This is a genomic window from Pseudarthrobacter oxydans, from assembly GCF_030812335.1.
Lineage (GTDB): Bacteria > Actinomycetota > Actinomycetes > Actinomycetales > Micrococcaceae > Arthrobacter > Arthrobacter oxydans_B.
Map to the genome: position 1 here is coordinate 1 of NZ_JAUSSN010000014.1, position 17,463 is coordinate 17,463.

The window sequence follows — 17,463 nt, forward strand, 5'->3', positions numbered from 1 at the left end:
CGACGTCGTCACGCACGGCAGTCTTTTGGCCCCGTTGGTGCCACACTCCCCCGGAATCCCGGCCCTCCGGCGTCGAGGTCGGGCCGAAACCCTGCCCTGCGTGACGCGTGGGCGTGTCGCAGGATGCGCGGCCCGTGGCCCGCCGGGCGTGACGCGCGGGCGCGCGGGCAGGACGCCCGGCCCGCGGCGTGGGTCCGCCGGCAGCAGGGCCGACCGGAGCTGTACAGGCCAACACGGCACAGCAGCGCCCGACGTCGTCACGCACGGCAGTCTTTTGGCCCCGCTCGAGCCGCACTCCCCCGGAATCCCGGCCCTCCGGCGTCGAGGTCGGGCCGAAACCCTGCCCTGCGTGACGCGTGACGCTCGGCCTGTGGCACTCAGGGCGTGACGCGTGATGCGCGGCCCGTTGTCGTGACGCGTGCAGCGCGGGCGCGCCGGCGGGACGCGCGGCCCGTGGCACCAAGCCGGCGGGGAACCCGGCGCCGCGACTCCCCCGCCAACGGAGAAACCCCCGCTCCCAGAAGGGAACGGGGGTTGCTCTGACAGCCAGGCTGCAGGTGTTACTTGGCCTTCTCGAGGATCTCCACCAGACGCCACCGCTTGGTAGCGGAGAGCGGGCGGGTCTCGGCGAGGAGAACGAGGTCGCCGATGCCGGCGCTGTTCTCTTCGTCGTGAGCCTTGATCTTCGTGTTGCGGCGAAGGACCTTGCCGTAGAGGGCGTGCTTCACACGGTCCTCGACCTGGACAACGATGGTCTTTTCCATCTTGTCCGAGACCACAAAGCCGCGCTTCGTCTTACGGTAACCGCGCTCGTCAGCCGTAGCTGCGCCGGAAACAGTTTCCGTCACGTTTTCGTCCTTTTCACTCACTTGGAGTCCTCCTCGGTCTCAACCGTTTCAGCCTTGTCGGCCTTCTTGGTTGCAGCCTTCTTGGACTTCTTTTCTTCCTTGGCTTCCACAACCGGTGCGGCAACCTCGGCACGAATGCCCAGCTCGCGCTCACGGAGAACGGTGTAGATGCGTGCGATGTCCTTCTTTACCGCGCGCAGTCGACCGTGGTTCTCCAGCTGACCGGTGGCGGACTGGAAACGCAGGTTGAACAGCTCTTCCTTGGCCTTACGGAGTTCCTCAACGAGTCGCTCGTTGTCGAAACCGTCCAGCTGTGCGGATGCAAGTTCCTTGGATCCTACTGACATTTCTATTCACCACCTTCGCGACGCAGAATGCGTGCCTTCAACGGGAGTTTGTGGATCGCCAGGCGCAATGCCTCGCGGGCCGTTTCTTCATCGACACCTGAGATCTCGAAGAGAACCCGGCCCGGCTTGACGTTTGAGACCCACCATTCCGGAGAACCCTTACCGGAACCCATACGGGTTTCGGCAGGCTTCTTCGTCAGCGGACGGTCCGGGTAGATGTTGATCCAGACCTTTCCGCCACGCTTGATGTGGCGGGTCATCGCGATACGGGCAGACTCGATCTGACGGTTCGTGACGTATGCCGGGCTCAGAGCCTGGATACCCCACTCACCGAAGGAGACCTTGGTGCCGCCCGTAGCAGCGCCGGAACGACCCGGGTGGTGCTGCTTACGGTGCTTGACTCGACGTGGGATAAGCATTTAAGCCTGTCCTCCTTCTACTGCCGGTGCAGCTGCTTCAACCACCGGAGCTTCGGCAGCAGCGGGTGCAGCCTCGGCCGGGCGGTCAGTGCGACGACGGCGGTCACCACGGTCAGCGCCACCCGGGCGGCCCGGGCGGTCGCTGGCACCACGGCCGCGGGACGGAGCAGCAGCTGCCTGCTGAGCCAGTTCCTTGGCGGTGACGTCACCCTTGTAGATCCAGACCTTCACGCCGATGCGGCCGAAGGTGGTCTTGGCCTCGTAGAAGCCGTAGTCGATGTTCGCGCGGAGGGTGTGCAGGGGCACACGGCCTTCGCGGTAGAACTCCGAGCGGGACATTTCTGCGCCGCCCAGTCGACCCGAGCAAGCGATACGGATGCCCTTGGCACCTGCACGCTGTGCGGACTGCATGGCCTTCTTCATCGCACGGCGGAACGCCACGCGGGAAGTCAGCTGCTCAGCAACGCCCTGGGCAACAAGCTGTGCTTCCATCTCGGGGTTCTTGACCTCGAGGATGTTCAGCTGGACCTGCTTGCCCGTGAGCTTTTCGAGCTCGCCGCGGATGCGGTCTGCTTCTGCACCGCGGCGGCCGATAACGATGCCCGGACGTGCCGTGTGGATATCCACACGGACACGGTCGCGGGTGCGCTCGATTTCGACCTTGGCGATACCGGCGCGCTCCATGCCCGTGGACATGAGCTGGCGGATACGGATGTCTTCGCGAACGAAGTCCTTGTACCGCTGACCGGGCTTGGTGCTGTCAGCAAACCAGTGCGATACGTGATCGGTGGTGATGCCGAGTCGGAACCCGTGCGGGTTAACTTTCTGTCCCACTTAGCGAGCCTCCTCTTTCTCCGGGGTAGCGACTACCACGGTGATGTGGCTCGTGCGCTTCTTGATCTGAAATGCACGACCCTGGGCTCGCGGCTGGAACCGCTTCATGGTCGGGCCTTCATCAACATACATTTCGCTGATGATGAGGTCACCCTCGTCAAACGCCACGCCGTCGCGGTCCGCGAGGACCCGGGCGTTGGAGATTGCCGACTGAACTACCTTGAATACCGGCTCTGAAGCTGCCTGCGGGGCAAACTTCAGAATTGCCAGAGCCTCATTCGCTTGCTTACCACGAACAAGGTTGACGACGCGCCGGGCCTTCATAGGCGTTACGCGGATGTGACGCGCAATTGCCTTGGCTTCCATTGCTTTCCTTCTCTCGTCTTTGACGTAAGTGCAGGCGCCTAGCGGCGCTTGCCCTTACGGTCGTCCTTGACATGGCCGCGGAATGTCCGCGTGGGAGCGAATTCGCCGAGCTTGTGCCCGACCATCGACTCAGTGACAAACACGGGGATGTGCTTGCGTCCGTCGTGTACGGCGATCGTGTGGCCGAGCATGTCGGGGACGATCATCGAGCGGCGGGACCAGGTCTTGATGACGTTCTTGGTGCCCTTTTCGTTTTCCCTGGCTACCTTTACAAAGAGGTGCTGGTCAACGAAAGGACCTTTTTTCAGGCTGCGTGGCATGTGTCCAGGCTCCTATCGCTTGTTCTTGCCAGTACGACGGCGACGAACAATAAGCTTGTCGCTCTCTTTGTTGGGACGGCGGGTGCGGCCTTCGCGCTTACCGTTCGGGTTGACGGGGTGACGTCCACCGGACGTCTTACCCTCGCCACCACCGTGGGGGTGGTCAACCGGGTTCATGGCGACACCACGGACGGTCGGGCGAACGCCCTTCCAGCGCATACGGCCGGCCTTACCCCAGTTGATGTTCGACTGCTCGGCGTTGCCGACCTCGCCGACGGTTGCGCGGCAGCGCACGTCAACGTTGCGGATTTCGCCGGAAGGCAGACGCAGCTGGGCGAAACGGCCTTCCTTAGCAACGAGCTGGATCGATGCGCCGGCGGAGCGGCCCATCTTGGCGCCGCCACCCGGACGCAGTTCGACTGCGTGGATTACGGTACCGACCGGGATGTTGCGCAGCGGGAGGTTGTTGCCGGGCTTGATGTCAGCGTCGGCACCTGCCTCTACGGTGTCACCCTGGGACAGCTTGTTCGGGGCAATGATGTACCGCTTGGTGCCATCAATGTAGTGCAGGAGTGCGATGCGAGCCGTGCGGTTCGGATCGTACTCGATCTCGGCAACGCGGGCGTTGACGCCGTCTTTGTCGTGGCGACGGAAGTCGATCAGACGGTACTGGCGCTTGTGGCCACCACCCTTGTGACGGGTCGTGATCTTACCGGTGTTGTTACGGCCACCCTTTTTCGGGAGGGGACGTACCAACGACTTTTCCGGCGTCGACCGCGTGATTTCAGTGAAGTCCGCTACGCTCGAGCCGCGACGGCCCGGGGTAGTCGGCTTATATTTACGGATTCCCATAATTTAATTTCCTCGTTAAAGTGGTCTCCGCTACGAGAGCGGACCGCCGAAGATGTCGATCGTGCCTTCTTTGAGGCTCACAATTGCACGCTTGGTGTTCTTGCGGGTACCCCATCCGAATTTGGTCCGCTTGCGCTTACCGGCACGGTTGATGGTGTTGATCGAGTCGACCTTGACGGAGAAGATTTTCTCCACGGCCAGCTTGATCTCGGTCTTGTTCGAGCGGGGGTCCACCAGGAAGGTGTACTTTCCCTCATCGATCAGGCCGTAGCTCTTTTCCGAGACGACGGGTGCAAGCACGACGTCGCGCGGGTCTTTGATGGTGGCTGCACTCACTTGGCATCCTCCTCGTTCTTTGCCACTGCCTTGGAAGCAACGAATGCTTCGTAGGCAGCCTTGGTGAAGACAACGTCATCGGAGACGAGAACGTCGTAGGTGTTCAGCTGGTCTGCGTACAGAACGTGAACATCCGTGAGGTTGCGCACGGAGAGTGCAGCAACATCGTTGGCGCGCTCGATGACAACGAGCAGGTTCTTACGCTCGGAGACATCCCGCAGGGTAGCCAGTGCGGCGCTGGAGGACGGCTTGGTGCCGGGAACCAGTTCAGCAACAACGTGGATGCGGCCGTTACGGGCGCGGTCAGAGAGAGCGCCGCGCAGGGCAGCAGCAATCATCTTCTTGGGGGTGCGCTGGCTGTAGTCACGCGGCGTGGGGCCGTGGACAACGCCACCACCGGTCATGTGAGGAGCACGGATTGAACCCTGACGGGCGCGGCCGGTGCCCTTCTGCTTGAACGGCTTGCGACCTGCACCGGAAACCTCGGCGCGGGTCTTGGTCTTGTGGGTACCCTGGCGAGCAGCAGCGAGCTGGGCAACGACGACCTGGTGCATCAGCGGCACGTTGGTCTGTACGTCGAAGATCTCTGCAGGCAGGTCAACCTTGACAGTGCTAGTCATTGAACTAGGCTCCCTTCACGGCGGTGCGTACGAGTACGACCTGGCCGCGGGCGCCGGGGACGGCGCCCTTGATCAGGAGCAGCGACTTCTCGACGTCAACCGCGTGGACCGTGAGGTTCAGCGTGGTGTGACGAACGGCGCCCATGCGGCCGGCCATTTTCATGCCCTTGAAGACGCGGCTCGGGGTGGATGCGCCACCGATTGAACCGGGCTTACGGTGGTTCTTGTGGGCACCGTGGGAAGCTCCAACGCCGTGGAAGCCGTGACGCTTCATAACACCGGCGAAGCCCTTACCCTTGGTGGTGCCAACGACGTCGATCTTCTGGCCGGCTTCGAAGAGCTCTACGGAGAGCTCCTGGCCCAGCTCGTAAGAGTCAGCATCTGCAGTGCGCAGTTCGACGACGTGACGGCGAGGCGTGACGCCTGCCTTTTCAAAGTGACCAGCCAGCGGCTTGGTGACCTTGCGGGGATCGATCTGGCCGTAGCCGATCTGAACGGCGACATAGCCATCAGTGTCTGCGTTGCGCAGCTGCGTGATGACGTTCGAGTCAGCCTGGACCACAGTGACGGGGATGAGCTTGTTGTTCTCGTCCCAGACCTGGGTCATGCCGAGCTTCGTGCCCAGCAGGCCCTTTACGTTACGGGTTGCGGTCATAGTTTCTCAGCACCTCCCTACAGCTTGATTTCGATGTTCACGTCGGCCGGCAGGTCGAGACGCATAAGCGAATCAACAGCCTTCGGCGTGGGGTCGATGATGTCGATCAGACGCTTGTGAGTACGCATTTCGAAGTGCTCACGGCTGTCCTTGTACTTGTGCGGAGAGCGGATGACGCAGTAGATGTTCTTCTCCGTCGGCAGCGGCACAGGGCCTACTACCGTGGCGCCTGCGCGCGTGACCGTCTCAACGATCTTCCGTGCTGAAGAGTCAATGACCTCGTGGTCGTATGACTTCAGCCGGATGCGGATTTTTTGTCCCGCCATGTCGCCTGACTCTCTTTCGTTAGTGCTGCTCCAGTGAGGGCTGCTCTGTTTACTTGCGTGTTGCATGTGGCTGCCGAAGCAATTGAAGTCGTAACTACCACCCGCCGCACAAGCTGAATCCGGATAAATCCGGGTTCCTCAACCTGCCGACGTAACCGACCCCCGCGGTCGGGCGTGTCGCGCTTTTTCACGCGACTCGACCGCAATTCCTTGGGGCGTGGGTTATGTTTGGTCTCCTACTTGGACCCTGACACCCGGCATTATCCGGATCGGGACGCGAAAGAGCGCTTGAACAACTCATCTAGTATGCCGGAATTGCCGGGCAGAAGCGAATCGGCGGCCGGGTGGGGTGGGGCATTCGCCGGCCGGCCGCCGGGCTTGTCACGCCCTTTCGGAACGGACGACGGCGGGACAGGACGTCCGCCCGTTGCCTTCGGCGGGCACCGTGGGGATGATGGGGGCATGACTGTGCAGGATTCCGTAGCAGTTCAGGCCCTTGCCGCGCGCCTGCGCCCCGATTTCCAGCTGGGAGTTGCCTCGGCCGCTTTCCAGATTGAAGGCTCCCTCGCGGCCGGCGGCCGCGGACCCTCCGGCTGGGACGCGTTCGTCGAAAAGCCCGGCACCATCCGGGACGGCCACTCCCCCGCCATCGCCTGCGACCACTACAACCGCACCGCGGAAGACGTCGAACTGATGCGCACGCTCGGCATCGACTCCTACCGTTTCTCCCTCTCCTGGCCCCGGATCCAGCCGGACGGGACCGGTCCGTTCAACAGCGCGGGGCTCGACTTCTACGACCGGCTCATCGACCAGCTGCTGGAAGCCGGCATCTCCCCCATGGCCACCCTGTACCACTGGGACACCCCGCTGCCGCTGGAACACCGCGGCGGCTGGCTGCGGCGGTCCACCGCAGAACGCTTCGCCGAGTACAGCGCGGCGGCCGGCCGCCGCTTCGGTGACCGGGTCGCACAGTGGGTGACGCTTAACGAACCGGTCTCGGTCACGCTCAACGGCTATGCCCTCGGGCTCCACGCCCCGGGCCACGACCTGCTCTTCGATGCCCTGCCCGCCGTGCACCACCAGCTCCTGGGGCACGGCCTGGCCGTGCAGGCGCTGCGCGCGGAGGGGGTCACCGGCGCCGTTGGCGTCACCAACCTGCACTCCCCCGTCCGGCCCGCGTCCCGGTCGGTGACGGACCGCTTCCTGGCCAACATCTTCGACCTGGTCCTGAACCGGGTCTATGCGGATCCGATCCTCCTGGGCAGCTACCCGAAGGTGCCGCTCATCGCCAAGCCGTGGTTCCGTTCGATGGGGAAGATCTCCGACGCCGACCTGCGGGCCATCCACCAGCCCCTCGATTTCTACGGGCTGAACTATTACTACCCCGTGAAGGTCGCGACCGGCCGCGGCGCGGGCGAGAGCCCCGCGGGCACCGCGGACGCGATGCTGAAGATGCCTTTCCATATGGCGGCGTTCCCGGAATACGCGAAAACGGGCTTCGGCTGGCCGGTGGCACCGGACCACCTGGGCCCGCTGCTGCGCGAGCTGAAGGACAGGTACGGTGCGGCGCTGCCTCCGCTGTACATCACCGAAAGCGGGGCCAGCTTCCCCGAGCCCGAGCACGTGTCGGGCCCCATCCCGGATACGGACCGGATCAGCTACATCGCATCCCACCTGGGGCATGCCGTGGATGCCACCGCGCCGGGCGGCATCGCCGAGGACGTTGAACTGCTGGGCTATTACGTCTGGACCCTGATGGACAACTTCGAGTGGGCGGCCGGGTACTCACAGCGCTTCGGGCTGGTCCACGTCGATTTCGACACCCAGGAACGCACGCCCAAGGATTCGTATTACTGGTACCAGGCACTCAGCCGGGCCCGCAAGCCCTGAGCCGGCAGGAGCCGCCGGCGCCGGGCCGGCAGTGGCCCGGCCGCCTGTTCAGCCCTGTACGCTTGTGCGCTATTTGTCCCGGTTGGCCCGGTTGATGCGCTTGGCCCGTTCAATCTCGTTGCGGAAGTGCTTCTTGGCCCAAAAGACAGCGGCGACGACGGCAACGGCCACCAACAGGAAAATTAACCAGCTCACGGTGAGCTCCCTTCGTTGGGAGCAACGATATCAGCGCCCGGCCCCCGTCAACTATGGTCCGCCGGCTCACGGTGCGGTACCGGCTCGTCAGCGACGGGCTTGCTGCGGTTCAGCCTCCAGACCGCCAGCACGATGAGGGCCGCGGCAATGAGGGCCAGCAGTGCGAAGGTGTACTGGCGCATCGCCCACATGATGCACACCGCGACTCCTGCCGCACCCCACCAGACGAAAAGCCGTTCGCCGAAGGCCAGCCCGGCCATGAGCACCACGGCCATCAGCGCCAGGACCCACAGCTGCTGGACCGCATCGCCGCCGAGGATGATCCCCAGCCCGGACAGCGTCAGCAGCCCGGCGCCGCCGGACAACAGCACCCGCCCGGCCCTGCGGTGTCCCGGCCCGCGGTTCCCGGACGCCAGGCGAAGGGCACCCAGCCCCCCGGCCAGGACCACGTACCACTGCAGCGCCCAGAACACATCGGGCCACTCGGAGCCTGCCCCGAGTCCGGTGAACAGCACCGCGCGCTGCACCGCCGCCGTCGTGGCGAAAAGTCCCAGTTCCGCTCCGGCCCTGCGGGCTCTCGCCGGCGCTTCGGCGCAGCAGACCGCGGCGGCGGCGGCCACGAGCGCGGCCCCGGCCCAGGCCGTCTCGTCCCACCGAAGCCCGGCGGCCGCGGCGAGGCCAAGACCCAGGACCGCTGCCGACACCAGCGACCAGCGGCGGACCGGATCGGCGGCCAGCGGTTCGCGGCGCAGCCACCGGACGGCATACAGTGCTGCCGCCGCCGGGGCGCAGCCCGCCAGCCACGGAAGGTAGCTGCCCCAGGCGCCCGGCATGGCGTCCGGTGGCACGGAGGCCGACAGCGTGGCACCGGACAATGTGGCACCAAACAGGGCCGCCGCGACGGCCGGCACGTAGAGCGCCGGCCACCGTTCCAGGTGCGACGCCGCGAAGCAGACCGCTGCCAGCGCCAGGACCGACGCCCCGGTCAGCCAGTCAGCGGCGCGCGGAGCCAGCACCAGGGCGGTCAGGACGAAAGCGCCGGAAGCCGCCAGCCAGAGCCAGCGTTCGACGTCGGCCCGCGCGTTCCGCCGGAAACGCAGCCCCGCGGCGGTGGCGGCCAGGGACAGCACAAGCAGCATCACCACGACCCCGTCGTGGCTGAGGACCGGCTGGTCCAGCAGACCGCCGGCTGAGGTGCCGCCGTCGAACGGCACCAGCGGCCCCAGCGCCACGGTGCCGAACACGGCGGCATAGACCGCCAGGTAGGCCGCCCCGCGGGCCGCAAAGACCCGGCTGGCCACGGCTGCGGAGACCAGCAGCAGGGCCGCGTGCAGCACGATGACCCAGCGGCCGCCGTCGTCCGGCGCTGCCGCCAGGTAGCCGAGCGGAAGCACTGTCTGGGCCGCGAGCGTGATCCACACCGCCGCCTGCTGGAAGGGGACTTCCGTCAGGCGGTGCCGCATGAGCCAGCGGATCACGTGCTGGGCGGCCAGGACCAGCCCGAGGGTCACCGAGACGGCGGTGGCCGAGACCGTCAGGTCGTAGCTCAGGACCAGCGCCAGGGCCAGGGTCAGTACCCGGGCGGATGCGAAGTAGCCGCCCTTGGCCGTGCGCGAGGTGGCGGCCACCACCATCGCGGCGCTGAAGACGGCAAAGATGCCCAGCACCAGCTCGACGTCGAGCGCCGAACCCGCACGGGCCAGCAGCAGCACCGCCAGTGCCGCCGGGGCAAACACCGCCGTGCGCGGGCGGGTTCGCAGCACCAACCCCGCCGCCGCCGCGCCGAGGGCGATCACGACGACGGCAGCGGTCAGCTGCCAGCCACCGGCCGGCTGCGGCTGGAGGCCGGATGCCGTGAGACCGGCCAGTGCGACGGCCTGCAGCATCAGCACCGCGGCGGCGTCGGCGACCACGCCGTCGGGAGCCCGGCGCCTGAGCTCTGCCAGCAGGGGGAACGCCAGCTGCAGGCCCAGCACCAGCACCGCCAGTGAAGCACCCATGAGTTCCTCGCCGCCGATCATCAGCGGACCGGTCTCCTGCCGCAGCTGCTGGAAACCCGTCAGGACCAGGACGGTGCCGGTCCCCCGGGCCATCCACCAGTAGCTCCACCGCTGCTGCAGGGCACCGCGACGCAGCGCCGTTGCCACGAGGTAGAGCACGGTCAGGGCCAGGCTGGCGTTGGCGCTCCGGAGCGAGACGCCGGTCAGCGCCAGGCCGGCCAGCGCCGCCGCCATGCCCAGGGGCAGCAGTTCGCGGACCCCGGACCGCCAGGGAGTCCCTGCCGCAGCTTCCCCGGAGAGGGCCCAGCCGATGCCCAGGGACGTGAGGAGCTGGAGCACGACGGCGGCGCCGGCGAGCGTCCGTCCCGGCGAGTCGTCCACGACGGCCAGCGCGGCGAGGACCGGGAGTGCCGCCAGGGAGAAGACCGCCAGGCTCGAGTCCGGGGCCAGCGACGGCACGCCCGCACGGACCAGGGCTGCCGTGGCGAGCTGCTGCGCCACGAGCGCCAGCAGGAAAGCGGAGAGCACCGGAACAGCGCTGCCGCCCGTCATGGCCGCGGCCACCGCGGGAACGGCCAGCGTGGCTGCGATGCGGGCGGCGAGCACGAACTGCCGGCGCAGGGGCTCCGCCGGGGGCAGGGAGCGCACGGCCCAGAACAGCGCGACCAGCAACAGGAACACGGCCGGGCTCCAGACGCCGGCGCGGCCGCCGAATGCCGCAACCACCAGAAGGGCTGCCACGGGGGCCCCTTCCGCCATCCCTTCCAGGCCCACGGCGAGGGCCATGCCGGTGAGCAACGCCAGCAGCAGCGGCAGCCACACCGGGATGTCGACGGTGGGGGCGATGGCGGGGTCGACGGTGTTAGTGAACAGGGTGGCCGCGCCCCACAGCAGGGTCAGGAGCAGTTGCAGTCCGAAGGTGCCGAGGGCGTCGGCCCGCCGGCGGCCGGCGGAGCCCAGCAGGGCGGCCGGAACCAGCGTCAGTCCGGACGCCAGCAGCACGGACTGGAGGGCCGCCAGCACGAGGGCGGTCAGCACCATCCACGGCAGGCTGTCGCTCGACGCCCAGACCGCGGCCGCCGCCGCCACGGTAAGGCTGACCCGGGCGCCGTAGTACTGGCCGACCCGGAACCGGCTCTGCGGGAGCGCCGCCATCAGGGCGAAGTACGTTCCACACAGGAACATCATGAACGCGTACTCGCCCCTGCCGAGCAGCATCGGAAGGAAGGTCGCAGCGGCTGCGACGGCGGGGACCACGAACGGGTGCAGGTCCATCAGCGGTTTGACGAACACCGACGGCATCCAGCGCGGACGCGTCAGCGCCAGCAGGGTCAGGACGACCGCGATGGCGATCAGCGCCGCGAAGTACCAGAGCACGGCTCCGCCCACGACCGAAATCCCGGACCACGCCGTCGACACGACAAAAGTCAGGGACAGGTAGGCGAGAACCCTGCTGTCCATCCGGACGGCGGCGGCAACGTAGGCCACAGTGCCGATGAACGAGGTGACCAGCCAGGCGGCGGGGCCGTCGGGCAGGGTGAAGTTGTACATGGCCAGGCCGGCCACCGGGATCAGGGCCAGGCCGGTTCCGGCGAAGGCGACGGCGGCCGGCCGGAGCCGCGGGGCCCTCGCATGCAGGACCAGACCGCCGGCATAGAACAGCGCGGTGATGGCGACAACGCCGGCGAAGCGGAGGACTGCCGGGAGGCCGGTGCCGATGAACAGGGCACCGGCAGCCACCAGCAGGAGGCTGGCGACGTAGAGGGTGATGTTGATGTTCTGCCGGTCCCGTTTCTCCTTTCGGGCAGCCCGGTCCGCGGCGGACTCCCGCGGAGCAGGGGCCGGAGCCACCTGCGCCGGAGCCGGCCGCTGCGCGGGCAGGGGCCAGCGCTGATCGTGCGCTGCCGGCGGGAGCGTCGATGTTGGCTCGTACGGAAACGCGCCGGCATGCCGGACCGGCGGTGTTGGCCGGCCTGGCGGGTTCAGCGGTGGAGCCGCCAGCGGCACCGGCGCGGCAGGCGGTGGAGCCGCTGCCGCCGCCGGCGGGATGGTCGACGCCCCCGTCTCCCGGGCGGTCTGGCCGTCCCGCCAGCCCTGGAGGTGCCCGGCGCGAAAGCCGGCCGCGAAGGCCTGGCTGTTCGCGTCAGCGTGGTGCCGGCGTTCCCGCGCCCTCCCCCTGCGGAGGCCCAGCACTAAGGCGACCGCAACCAGGAGTATTGCCAGCAGGGGGTGGACAGCGGTCGACATGGATATCCTTCTGACTCCGGCTGACAGTACTCGCCCAGCTCCCATTAAATCCAATGACTAGATAAAATATAGCACTGGTGGGCGTTCAGCGGAGCCCTGTCCACAGGGCCCGTTCCCAGGACCGGGGATCCTCCACATCGTCCGCGCGGGTTCAAGCGGCGGATCTTCGCCCAGCCCGGAAGGGGCCTTGGTCCCGCCGCCGGGCAGGGACCCGGGGCAGGCACCCGGAGAACAAAAAGGAACAGCCCCGCTGCGAGTGCAGCGGGGCTGTTCCTTGCTTCACGGGGGCCGTCAGACGGCCGACCCGATCAGAGGTCTAACTCAGATCAGCAAGTATTACTTGAGGATCTTGGTAACGCGTCCCGAACCAACGGTGCGGCCGCCTTCGCGGATAGCGAAGCCGAGGCCCTCTTCCATGGCGATGGGCTGGATGAGCGCAACGGTCATCTCAGTGTTGTCGCCAGGCATAACCATTTCCGTGCCTTCCGGCAGGGTGATAACGCCGGTTACGTCCGTGGTGCGGAAGTAGAACTGCGGGCGGTAGTTGGAGTAGAACGGGTTGTGACGGCCGCCTTCGTCCTTGGAGAGGATGTAGACGTTAGCCTCGAAGTCGGTGTGCGGGGTGATGGAACCCGGCTTGACGACAACCTGGCCACGCTCGACATCGTCGCGCTTCAGACCGCGGAGCAGGAGGCCACAGTTCTCGCCGGCCCATGCTTCGTCGAGCTGCTTGTGGAACATCTCGATACCGGTAACCGTGGTCTTCTGGACCGGGCGGATGCCGACGATCTCGACCTCGGAGTTGATGGCGAGGGTTCCACGCTCGGCGCGGCCCGTAACAACGGTGCCACGGCCGGTGATCGTGAAGACATCTTCGATCGGCATCAGGAACGGCTTGTCGCGGTCACGTACCGGGTCCGGCACAGAGTTGTCGACAGCTTCCATGAGGTCCTCGACGGACTTGACCCAAACCGGGTCGCCTTCGAGAGCCTTCAGACCGGAAACGCGAACGACCGGAGCCTCATCGCCATCGAAGCCCTGAGCCGAAAGCAGCTCGCGAACTTCCATTTCGACGAGGTCGAGGAGCTCTTCGTCATCGACCATGTCCGACTTGTTGAGTGCGACCAGCAGGTAGGGGACACCAACCTGGCGGGCGAGCAGGACGTGCTCGCGGGTCTGAGCCATCGGGCCGTCAGTGGCGGCAACCACGAGGATTGCACCGTCCATCTGTGCAGCGCCGGTGATCATGTTCTTGATGTAGTCAGCGTGACCCGGAGCGTCTACGTGTGCGTAGTGGCGCTTCTCGGTCTGGTACTCAACGTGGGAGATGTTGATGGTAATGCCGCGCTGACGCTCTTCGGGAGCAGAGTCAATGGACGCGAAGTCGCGCTGCTCGTTGAGTGTCGGGTACTTGTCGTACAGCACCTTGGAAATCGCGGCCGTCAGCGTCGTCTTACCGTGGTCAACGTGACCAATGGTGCCGATGTTGACGTGCGGCTTAGTCCGCTCGAACTTTGCCTTTGCCACAGGTTCCTCCTAGAACGTTTTCAAATGACTTACCCTTCGACCGCGCTTATCGCGGCGAAACTTCAGTAAGTCTACTTGGGGGGCTTTGGATTGATGAAATTGCAGATTCAGGAACTAATACTAGTCCCTCGACTCTGTCGGTGCAGATGGCCGCCCGGCCTGCCCGGAAAAGCGGCTGACCGGAACCGGCCACCTGCACCGGGTGTATCTCCGTTGACGGAGACGCACCCGAGTTTGTCCCTGCGAGAGCCTTTGGAGGCTACTCGCCGCGGGTCTTCTGGATGATCTCGTCGGCGAATGCCTTCGGGACCTCGGCGTAGCTGTGGAACGTCATGGAGTACACAGCGCGGCCCTGGGTCTTCGAGCGCAGGTCACCGATGTAGCCGAACATGCCGGACAGCGGGACGTGCGCACGGATGACCTTGACGCCCTGGGCATCTTCCATGGACTGCATCTGGCCACGGCGGGAGTTGAGGTCACCGATAACTTCACCCATGTATTCCTCAGGGGTGCGGACCTCGACATCCATCAGCGGTTCGAGCAGGATGGGGTTCGCCTTGCGTGCGGCTTCCTTGAAAGCCATACGGCCGGCGATCTTGAACGCCATTTCCGAGGAGTCAACATCGTGGTACGCGCCGTCAATCAGCGTGGCCTTGATGCCGACAACCGGGTATCCGGCGAGGACGCCGTCGTTCAGCGCATCCTGGATACCGGCGTCAACCGAGGGGATGTATTCGCGCGGAATACGTCCACCGGTGACCTTGTTCGAGAACTCGTACAGCTCGCCCTCGGACGTGTCCAGCGGCTCGATCGCGATCTGGATCTTTGCGAACTGGCCGGAACCACCGGTCTGCTTCTTGTGCGTGTAGTCGTGACGCTCTACAGCACGCTTGATGGTTTCACGGTAGGCAACCTGGGGCTTGCCCACGTTTGCCTCGACCTTGAATTCGCGGCGCATGCGGTCCACCAGGATGTCCAGGTGGAGCTCGCCCATGCCGGCGATGATGGTCTGGCCGGTGTCCTCGTTGAGGGAGACCTGGAAGGTCGGGTCCTCAGCGGAGAGCTTCTGGATGGCCGTGGAGAGCTTCTCCTGGTCACCCTTGGTGTTCGGCTCGATCGCAACGGAGATCACGGGCTCCGGGAAGCTCATGGACTCCAGGACGATCTGGTTGCTGGGATCACACAGGGTGTCGCCCGTGGTGGTGTCCTTCAGGCCGATCGCTGCGTAGATGTGGCCAGCGGTAGCGCCGTCAACGGGCATTTCCTTGTTGGCGTGCATCTGGAACAGCTTGCCGATGCGCTCCTTCTTGCCCTTGGTGGAGTTGACCACCTGGGAGCCTGCTTCCACGTGACCGGAGTACACGCGGATGAAGGTGAGCTGACCGAAGAACGGGTGCGTAGCAATCTTGAACGCCAGAGCCGAGAACGGCTCCTCGGAGGACGGCTTGCGCGTCAGTTGCTTCTCTTCGTCGCGGGGATCGAGACCGATCATCGGCGGGACGTCGAGCGGGTTCGGCAGGTAATCCACGACGGCGTCAAGCATCGGCTGGACGCCGCGGTTCTTGAACGCGGAGCCACAGAAGACCGGGTAGAGCTCGGAGTTGATCGTCATCTTGCGGATGCCGGCCTTGAGCTCCTCTTCGGTGATTTCTTCACCTTCGAGGTACTTCTCCATGAGCTCTTCGGAGGACTCTGCAACGGTCTCGATGAGGGTTGCTCGGTACTCCTCGGCCTTTTCCTTGAGGTCAGCCGGGATCTCCTGGATCTCGTACTTGGCACCCATGGTGACGTCACCCTTGGAGTCGCCGGGCCAGACCAGTGCGCGCATGTAAAGCAGGTCGACGACGCCGATGAAGTCGTTCTCGGCGCCGATCGGCAGCTGCATGACGAGCGGCTTGGCACCGAGGCGGCTGATGATGGTGTCGACGGTGAAGTAGAAGTCAGCGCCGAGCTTGTCCATCTTGTTGACGAAGCAGATGCGCGGGACGTTGTACTTGTCAGCCTGGCGCCAGACAGTCTCAGACTGCGGCTCCACGCCTTCCTTGCCGTCGAACACGGCAACTGCACCGTCGAGGACGCGCAGGGAGCGCTCAACCTCAACCGTGAAGTCCACGTGGCCGGGGGTGTCGATGATGTTGATCTGGTTGTTTTCCCAGAAGCAGGTCACGGCGGCAGACGTGATGGTGATGCCGCGTTCCTTTTCCTGTTCCATCCAGTCAGTCGTCGAAGCGCCGTCGTGCGTTTCGCCGATCTTGTGGTTCACACCCGTGTAGAACAGGATGCGCTCGGTAGTAGTGGTCTTGCCGGCATCAATGTGGGCCATGATGCCGATATTGCGGACCTTGCTAAGGTCGGTAAGCACGTCCTGTGCCACGGTGTCTCCCTTTCGGATGAACTGCACGTTCGCCGCCGGTTCTGTAGAGCCGGCGGCGTCCGGGAAGTATTACCAGCGGTAGTGTGCGAAGGCCTTGTTGGACTCGGCCATCTTGTGGGTGTCTTCGCGACGCTTCACAGCGGCACCGAGACCGTTGGAGGCATCCAGAATCTCGTTCTGGAGGCGCTCGGTCATGGTCTTCTCGCGGCGGGCCTTGGAGTAGCCAACCAGCCAGCGCAGGGCGAGTGCGGTGGAGCGGCCCGGCTTGACCTCAACCGGAACCTGGTAGGTGGCGCCACCGACACGGCGGGAGCGGACCTCGAGGGAAGGCTTGACGTTCTCCATGGCCTTCTTGAGGGCTGCAACCGGGTCGCCGCCGGACTTGGCACGAGCACCTTCGAGTGCACCGTAAACGATGCGCTCTGCGGTGGACTTCTTGCCGTCAACGAGCACCTTGTTGATCAGCTGGGTGACCAGCGGGGAGCCGTAAACGGGATCTAGAACTAGCGGCCGCTTGGGGGCCGGACCCTTGCGAGGCATATTACTTCTTCTCCATCTTTGCGCCGTAGCGGCTACGAGCCTGCTTACGGTTCTTGACACCCTGGGTATCGAGGGCGCCACGGACGATCTTGTAACGGACACCCGGAAGGTCCTTAACGCGGCCGCCACGGACGAGCACAATGGAGTGCTCCTGCAGGTTGTGGCCTACACCGGGGATGTACGCGGTGACTTCAACGCCGCCGTTGAGGCGCACACGTGCAACCTTACGCAGAGCCGAGTTCGGCTTCTTCGGGGTCGTCGTGTACACGCGGGTGCAAACACCGCGGCGCATCGGGCTGCCGTTAAGCGCGGGGGCCTTGGTCTTCTTGACCTTAGGCGTGCGGCCCTTGCGGACCAGCTGGTTAATCGTAGGCACTCTCGTGTTCTCCGTTTTATCCGGAGCGGCCGTTGGCAGCCGCTCTCTTGTCGCTGCGCCCCGCCGCTCGAGCTTTGAAGTTCTCTCCAGAGCAGCTGAGGCGAAGCCTTAATAGTCGGACCGCACGCCGGGGCCCACGGACTTTCATCCTGAACTGCCCCTAGGCATGCGAAAATGTGGCATACGTTGCACAAGAACCCTGCAAACCGGAAACGTCGACCTGGTTCAGCCTTTCAGCTTCTACCGGCGCACTCATCCACTGCCACGATAACAATTAGTCTCAAGTCTAACACGGACGGGTCCCGGCCCTTAATCGGCGCGGAACCATGCCCCCTCCTCCCCCATCGGTTGCTCCGGTACCGCCCTTATGGGGCTCCAAAAGGGCGGTACC

18 protein-coding genes are annotated in these 17,463 nt (G+C 65.2%); 1 reads left to right on the top strand and 17 read right to left on the bottom strand.

What is annotated here, in order from left to right; genetic code table 11:
* Nucleotides 1–560 precede the first annotated feature (560 nt).
* Genes rpsQ through rpsJ form a run of 11 tightly spaced genes read right to left on the bottom strand, consistent with a single transcriptional unit; the run spans nt 561 to nt 5,923 of the window.
* Nucleotides 561–869: a 30S ribosomal protein S17 gene (rpsQ, locus tag J2W14_RS19355; protein ID WP_226760326.1), complete on the bottom strand. Its 309-nt coding sequence runs from the start codon at nt 867–869 to the stop codon at nt 561–563.
* Entirely contained in the window at nt 866–1,195 is a 330-nt protein-coding gene (rpmC, locus tag J2W14_RS19360; protein WP_307465567.1) for a 50S ribosomal protein L29, read from the bottom strand. Before rpmC ends, rpsQ begins: the two co-directional genes overlap by 4 nt.
* Before the next feature lie 2 nt (nt 1,196–1,197).
* Nucleotides 1,198–1,614 carry a 50S ribosomal protein L16 gene (rplP, locus tag J2W14_RS19365; RefSeq protein ID WP_024366129.1) on the bottom strand — a complete coding sequence of 139 codons (417 nt, stop codon included), beginning with the start codon at nt 1,612–1,614 and terminating at the stop codon, nt 1,198–1,200.
* Nucleotides 1,615–2,448: a 30S ribosomal protein S3 gene (gene rpsC / locus J2W14_RS19370; RefSeq protein ID WP_226760325.1), complete on the bottom strand. Its 834-nt coding sequence runs from the start codon at nt 2,446–2,448 to the stop codon at nt 1,615–1,617.
* Entirely contained in the window at nt 2,449–2,814 is a 366-nt protein-coding gene (rplV, locus tag J2W14_RS19375; protein ID WP_069949298.1) for a 50S ribosomal protein L22, read from the bottom strand.
* A 38-nt stretch (nt 2,815–2,852) separates the two neighbouring features.
* Nucleotides 2,853–3,134 carry a 30S ribosomal protein S19 gene (gene rpsS, locus J2W14_RS19380; RefSeq protein WP_018773666.1) on the bottom strand — a complete coding sequence of 94 codons (282 nt, stop codon included), beginning with the start codon at nt 3,132–3,134 and terminating at the stop codon, nt 2,853–2,855.
* Between the two features lie 12 nt (nt 3,135–3,146).
* Nucleotides 3,147–3,986: a 50S ribosomal protein L2 gene (gene rplB / locus J2W14_RS19385; RefSeq protein ID WP_069949299.1), complete on the bottom strand. Its 840-nt coding sequence runs from the start codon at nt 3,984–3,986 to the stop codon at nt 3,147–3,149.
* A gap of 30 nt (nt 3,987–4,016) precedes the next feature.
* Nucleotides 4,017–4,322 carry a 50S ribosomal protein L23 gene (rplW, locus tag J2W14_RS19390; protein WP_024366132.1) on the bottom strand — a complete coding sequence of 102 codons (306 nt, stop codon included), beginning with the start codon at nt 4,320–4,322 and terminating at the stop codon, nt 4,017–4,019.
* The gene (gene rplD, locus J2W14_RS19395) at nt 4,319–4,942 is read right to left on the bottom strand and encodes a 50S ribosomal protein L4 (RefSeq protein WP_282379776.1); all 624 of its coding nucleotides are present in this window, start codon (nt 4,940–4,942) and stop codon (nt 4,319–4,321) included. Before rplD ends, rplW begins: the two co-directional genes overlap by 4 nt.
* A 4-nt stretch (nt 4,943–4,946) precedes the next feature.
* A complete protein-coding gene (rplC, locus tag J2W14_RS19400) occupies nt 4,947–5,597 on the bottom strand; it encodes a 50S ribosomal protein L3 (RefSeq protein ID WP_024366134.1) in 651 nt (216 codons plus the stop codon).
* A 17-nt stretch (nt 5,598–5,614) separates the two neighbouring features.
* Nucleotides 5,615–5,923 carry a 30S ribosomal protein S10 gene (gene rpsJ, locus J2W14_RS19405; protein ID WP_024366135.1) on the bottom strand — a complete coding sequence of 103 codons (309 nt, stop codon included), beginning with the start codon at nt 5,921–5,923 and terminating at the stop codon, nt 5,615–5,617.
* A gap of 462 nt (nt 5,924–6,385) precedes the next feature.
* Here rpsJ and J2W14_RS19410 point away from each other — a divergent pair, with 462 nt between their 5' ends.
* Nucleotides 6,386–7,813: a GH1 family beta-glucosidase gene (locus tag J2W14_RS19410; RefSeq protein WP_307465577.1), complete on the top strand. Its 1,428-nt coding sequence runs from the start codon at nt 6,386–6,388 to the stop codon at nt 7,811–7,813.
* Between the two features lie 69 nt (nt 7,814–7,882).
* On the opposite strand, the gene J2W14_RS19415 is transcribed toward J2W14_RS19410, so the two are convergent.
* From J2W14_RS19415 to rpsL, 6 genes are all read right to left on the bottom strand, one after another.
* Nucleotides 7,883–8,008: a hypothetical protein gene (locus J2W14_RS19415; RefSeq protein ID WP_307465578.1), complete on the bottom strand. Its 126-nt coding sequence runs from the start codon at nt 8,006–8,008 to the stop codon at nt 7,883–7,885.
* A 47-nt stretch (nt 8,009–8,055) separates the two neighbouring features.
* Nucleotides 8,056–12,255 carry a hypothetical protein gene (locus J2W14_RS19420; RefSeq protein WP_307465579.1) on the bottom strand — a complete coding sequence of 1,400 codons (4,200 nt, stop codon included), beginning with the start codon at nt 12,253–12,255 and terminating at the stop codon, nt 8,056–8,058.
* A 336-nt stretch (nt 12,256–12,591) separates the two neighbouring features.
* Nucleotides 12,592–13,782, bottom strand: a complete 1,191-nt coding sequence (gene tuf, locus J2W14_RS19425; RefSeq protein WP_069949303.1) for an elongation factor Tu — start codon at nt 13,780–13,782, stop codon at nt 12,592–12,594.
* Between the two features lie 259 nt (nt 13,783–14,041).
* Nucleotides 14,042–16,156, bottom strand: coding sequence for an elongation factor G (fusA, locus tag J2W14_RS19430; protein WP_307465581.1), 2,115 nt, complete (start codon nt 16,154–16,156; stop codon nt 14,042–14,044).
* Nucleotides 16,157–16,225: 69 nt separating this feature from the next.
* Nucleotides 16,226–16,696, bottom strand: a complete 471-nt coding sequence (gene rpsG, locus J2W14_RS19435) for a 30S ribosomal protein S7 (protein ID WP_011692813.1) — start codon at nt 16,694–16,696, stop codon at nt 16,226–16,228.
* A gap of 1 nt (nt 16,697) precedes the next feature.
* Nucleotides 16,698–17,072, bottom strand: coding sequence for a 30S ribosomal protein S12 (gene rpsL, locus J2W14_RS19440; protein ID WP_011692814.1), 375 nt, complete (start codon nt 17,070–17,072; stop codon nt 16,698–16,700).
* Nucleotides 17,073–17,463 lie beyond the last annotated feature (391 nt).

Bases quoted from the DNA above. Each gene is read 5' to 3' on its own strand.
- rpmC (WP_307465567.1), bottom strand. From the start codon at position 1,195: ATGTCAGTAGGATCCAAGGAACTTGCATCCGCACAGCTGGACGGTTTC.
- rplP (WP_024366129.1), bottom strand. From the start codon at position 1,614: ATGCTTATCCCACGTCGAGTCAAGCACCGTAAGCAGCACCACCCGGGT.
- rplV (WP_069949298.1), bottom strand. From the start codon at position 2,814: ATGGAAGCCAAGGCAATTGCGCGTCACATCCGCGTAACGCCTATGAAG.
- rpsS (WP_018773666.1), bottom strand. From the start codon at position 3,134: ATGCCACGCAGCCTGAAAAAAGGTCCTTTCGTTGACCAGCACCTCTTT.
- rplB (WP_069949299.1), bottom strand. From the start codon at position 3,986: ATGGGAATCCGTAAATATAAGCCGACTACCCCGGGCCGTCGCGGCTCG.
- rplD (WP_282379776.1), bottom strand. From the start codon at position 4,942: ATGACTAGCACTGTCAAGGTTGACCTGCCTGCAGAGATCTTCGACGTA.
- rplC (WP_024366134.1), bottom strand. From the start codon at position 5,597: ATGACCGCAACCCGTAACGTAAAGGGCCTGCTGGGCACGAAGCTCGGC.
- rpsJ (WP_024366135.1), bottom strand. From the start codon at position 5,923: ATGGCGGGACAAAAAATCCGCATCCGGCTGAAGTCATACGACCACGAG.
- J2W14_RS19410 (WP_307465577.1), top strand. From the start codon at position 6,386: ATGACTGTGCAGGATTCCGTAGCAGTTCAGGCCCTTGCCGCGCGCCTG.
- J2W14_RS19420 (WP_307465579.1), bottom strand. From the start codon at position 12,255: ATGTCGACCGCTGTCCACCCCCTGCTGGCAATACTCCTGGTTGCGGTC.
- rpsG (WP_011692813.1), bottom strand. From the start codon at position 16,696: ATGCCTCGCAAGGGTCCGGCCCCCAAGCGGCCGCTAGTTCTAGATCCC.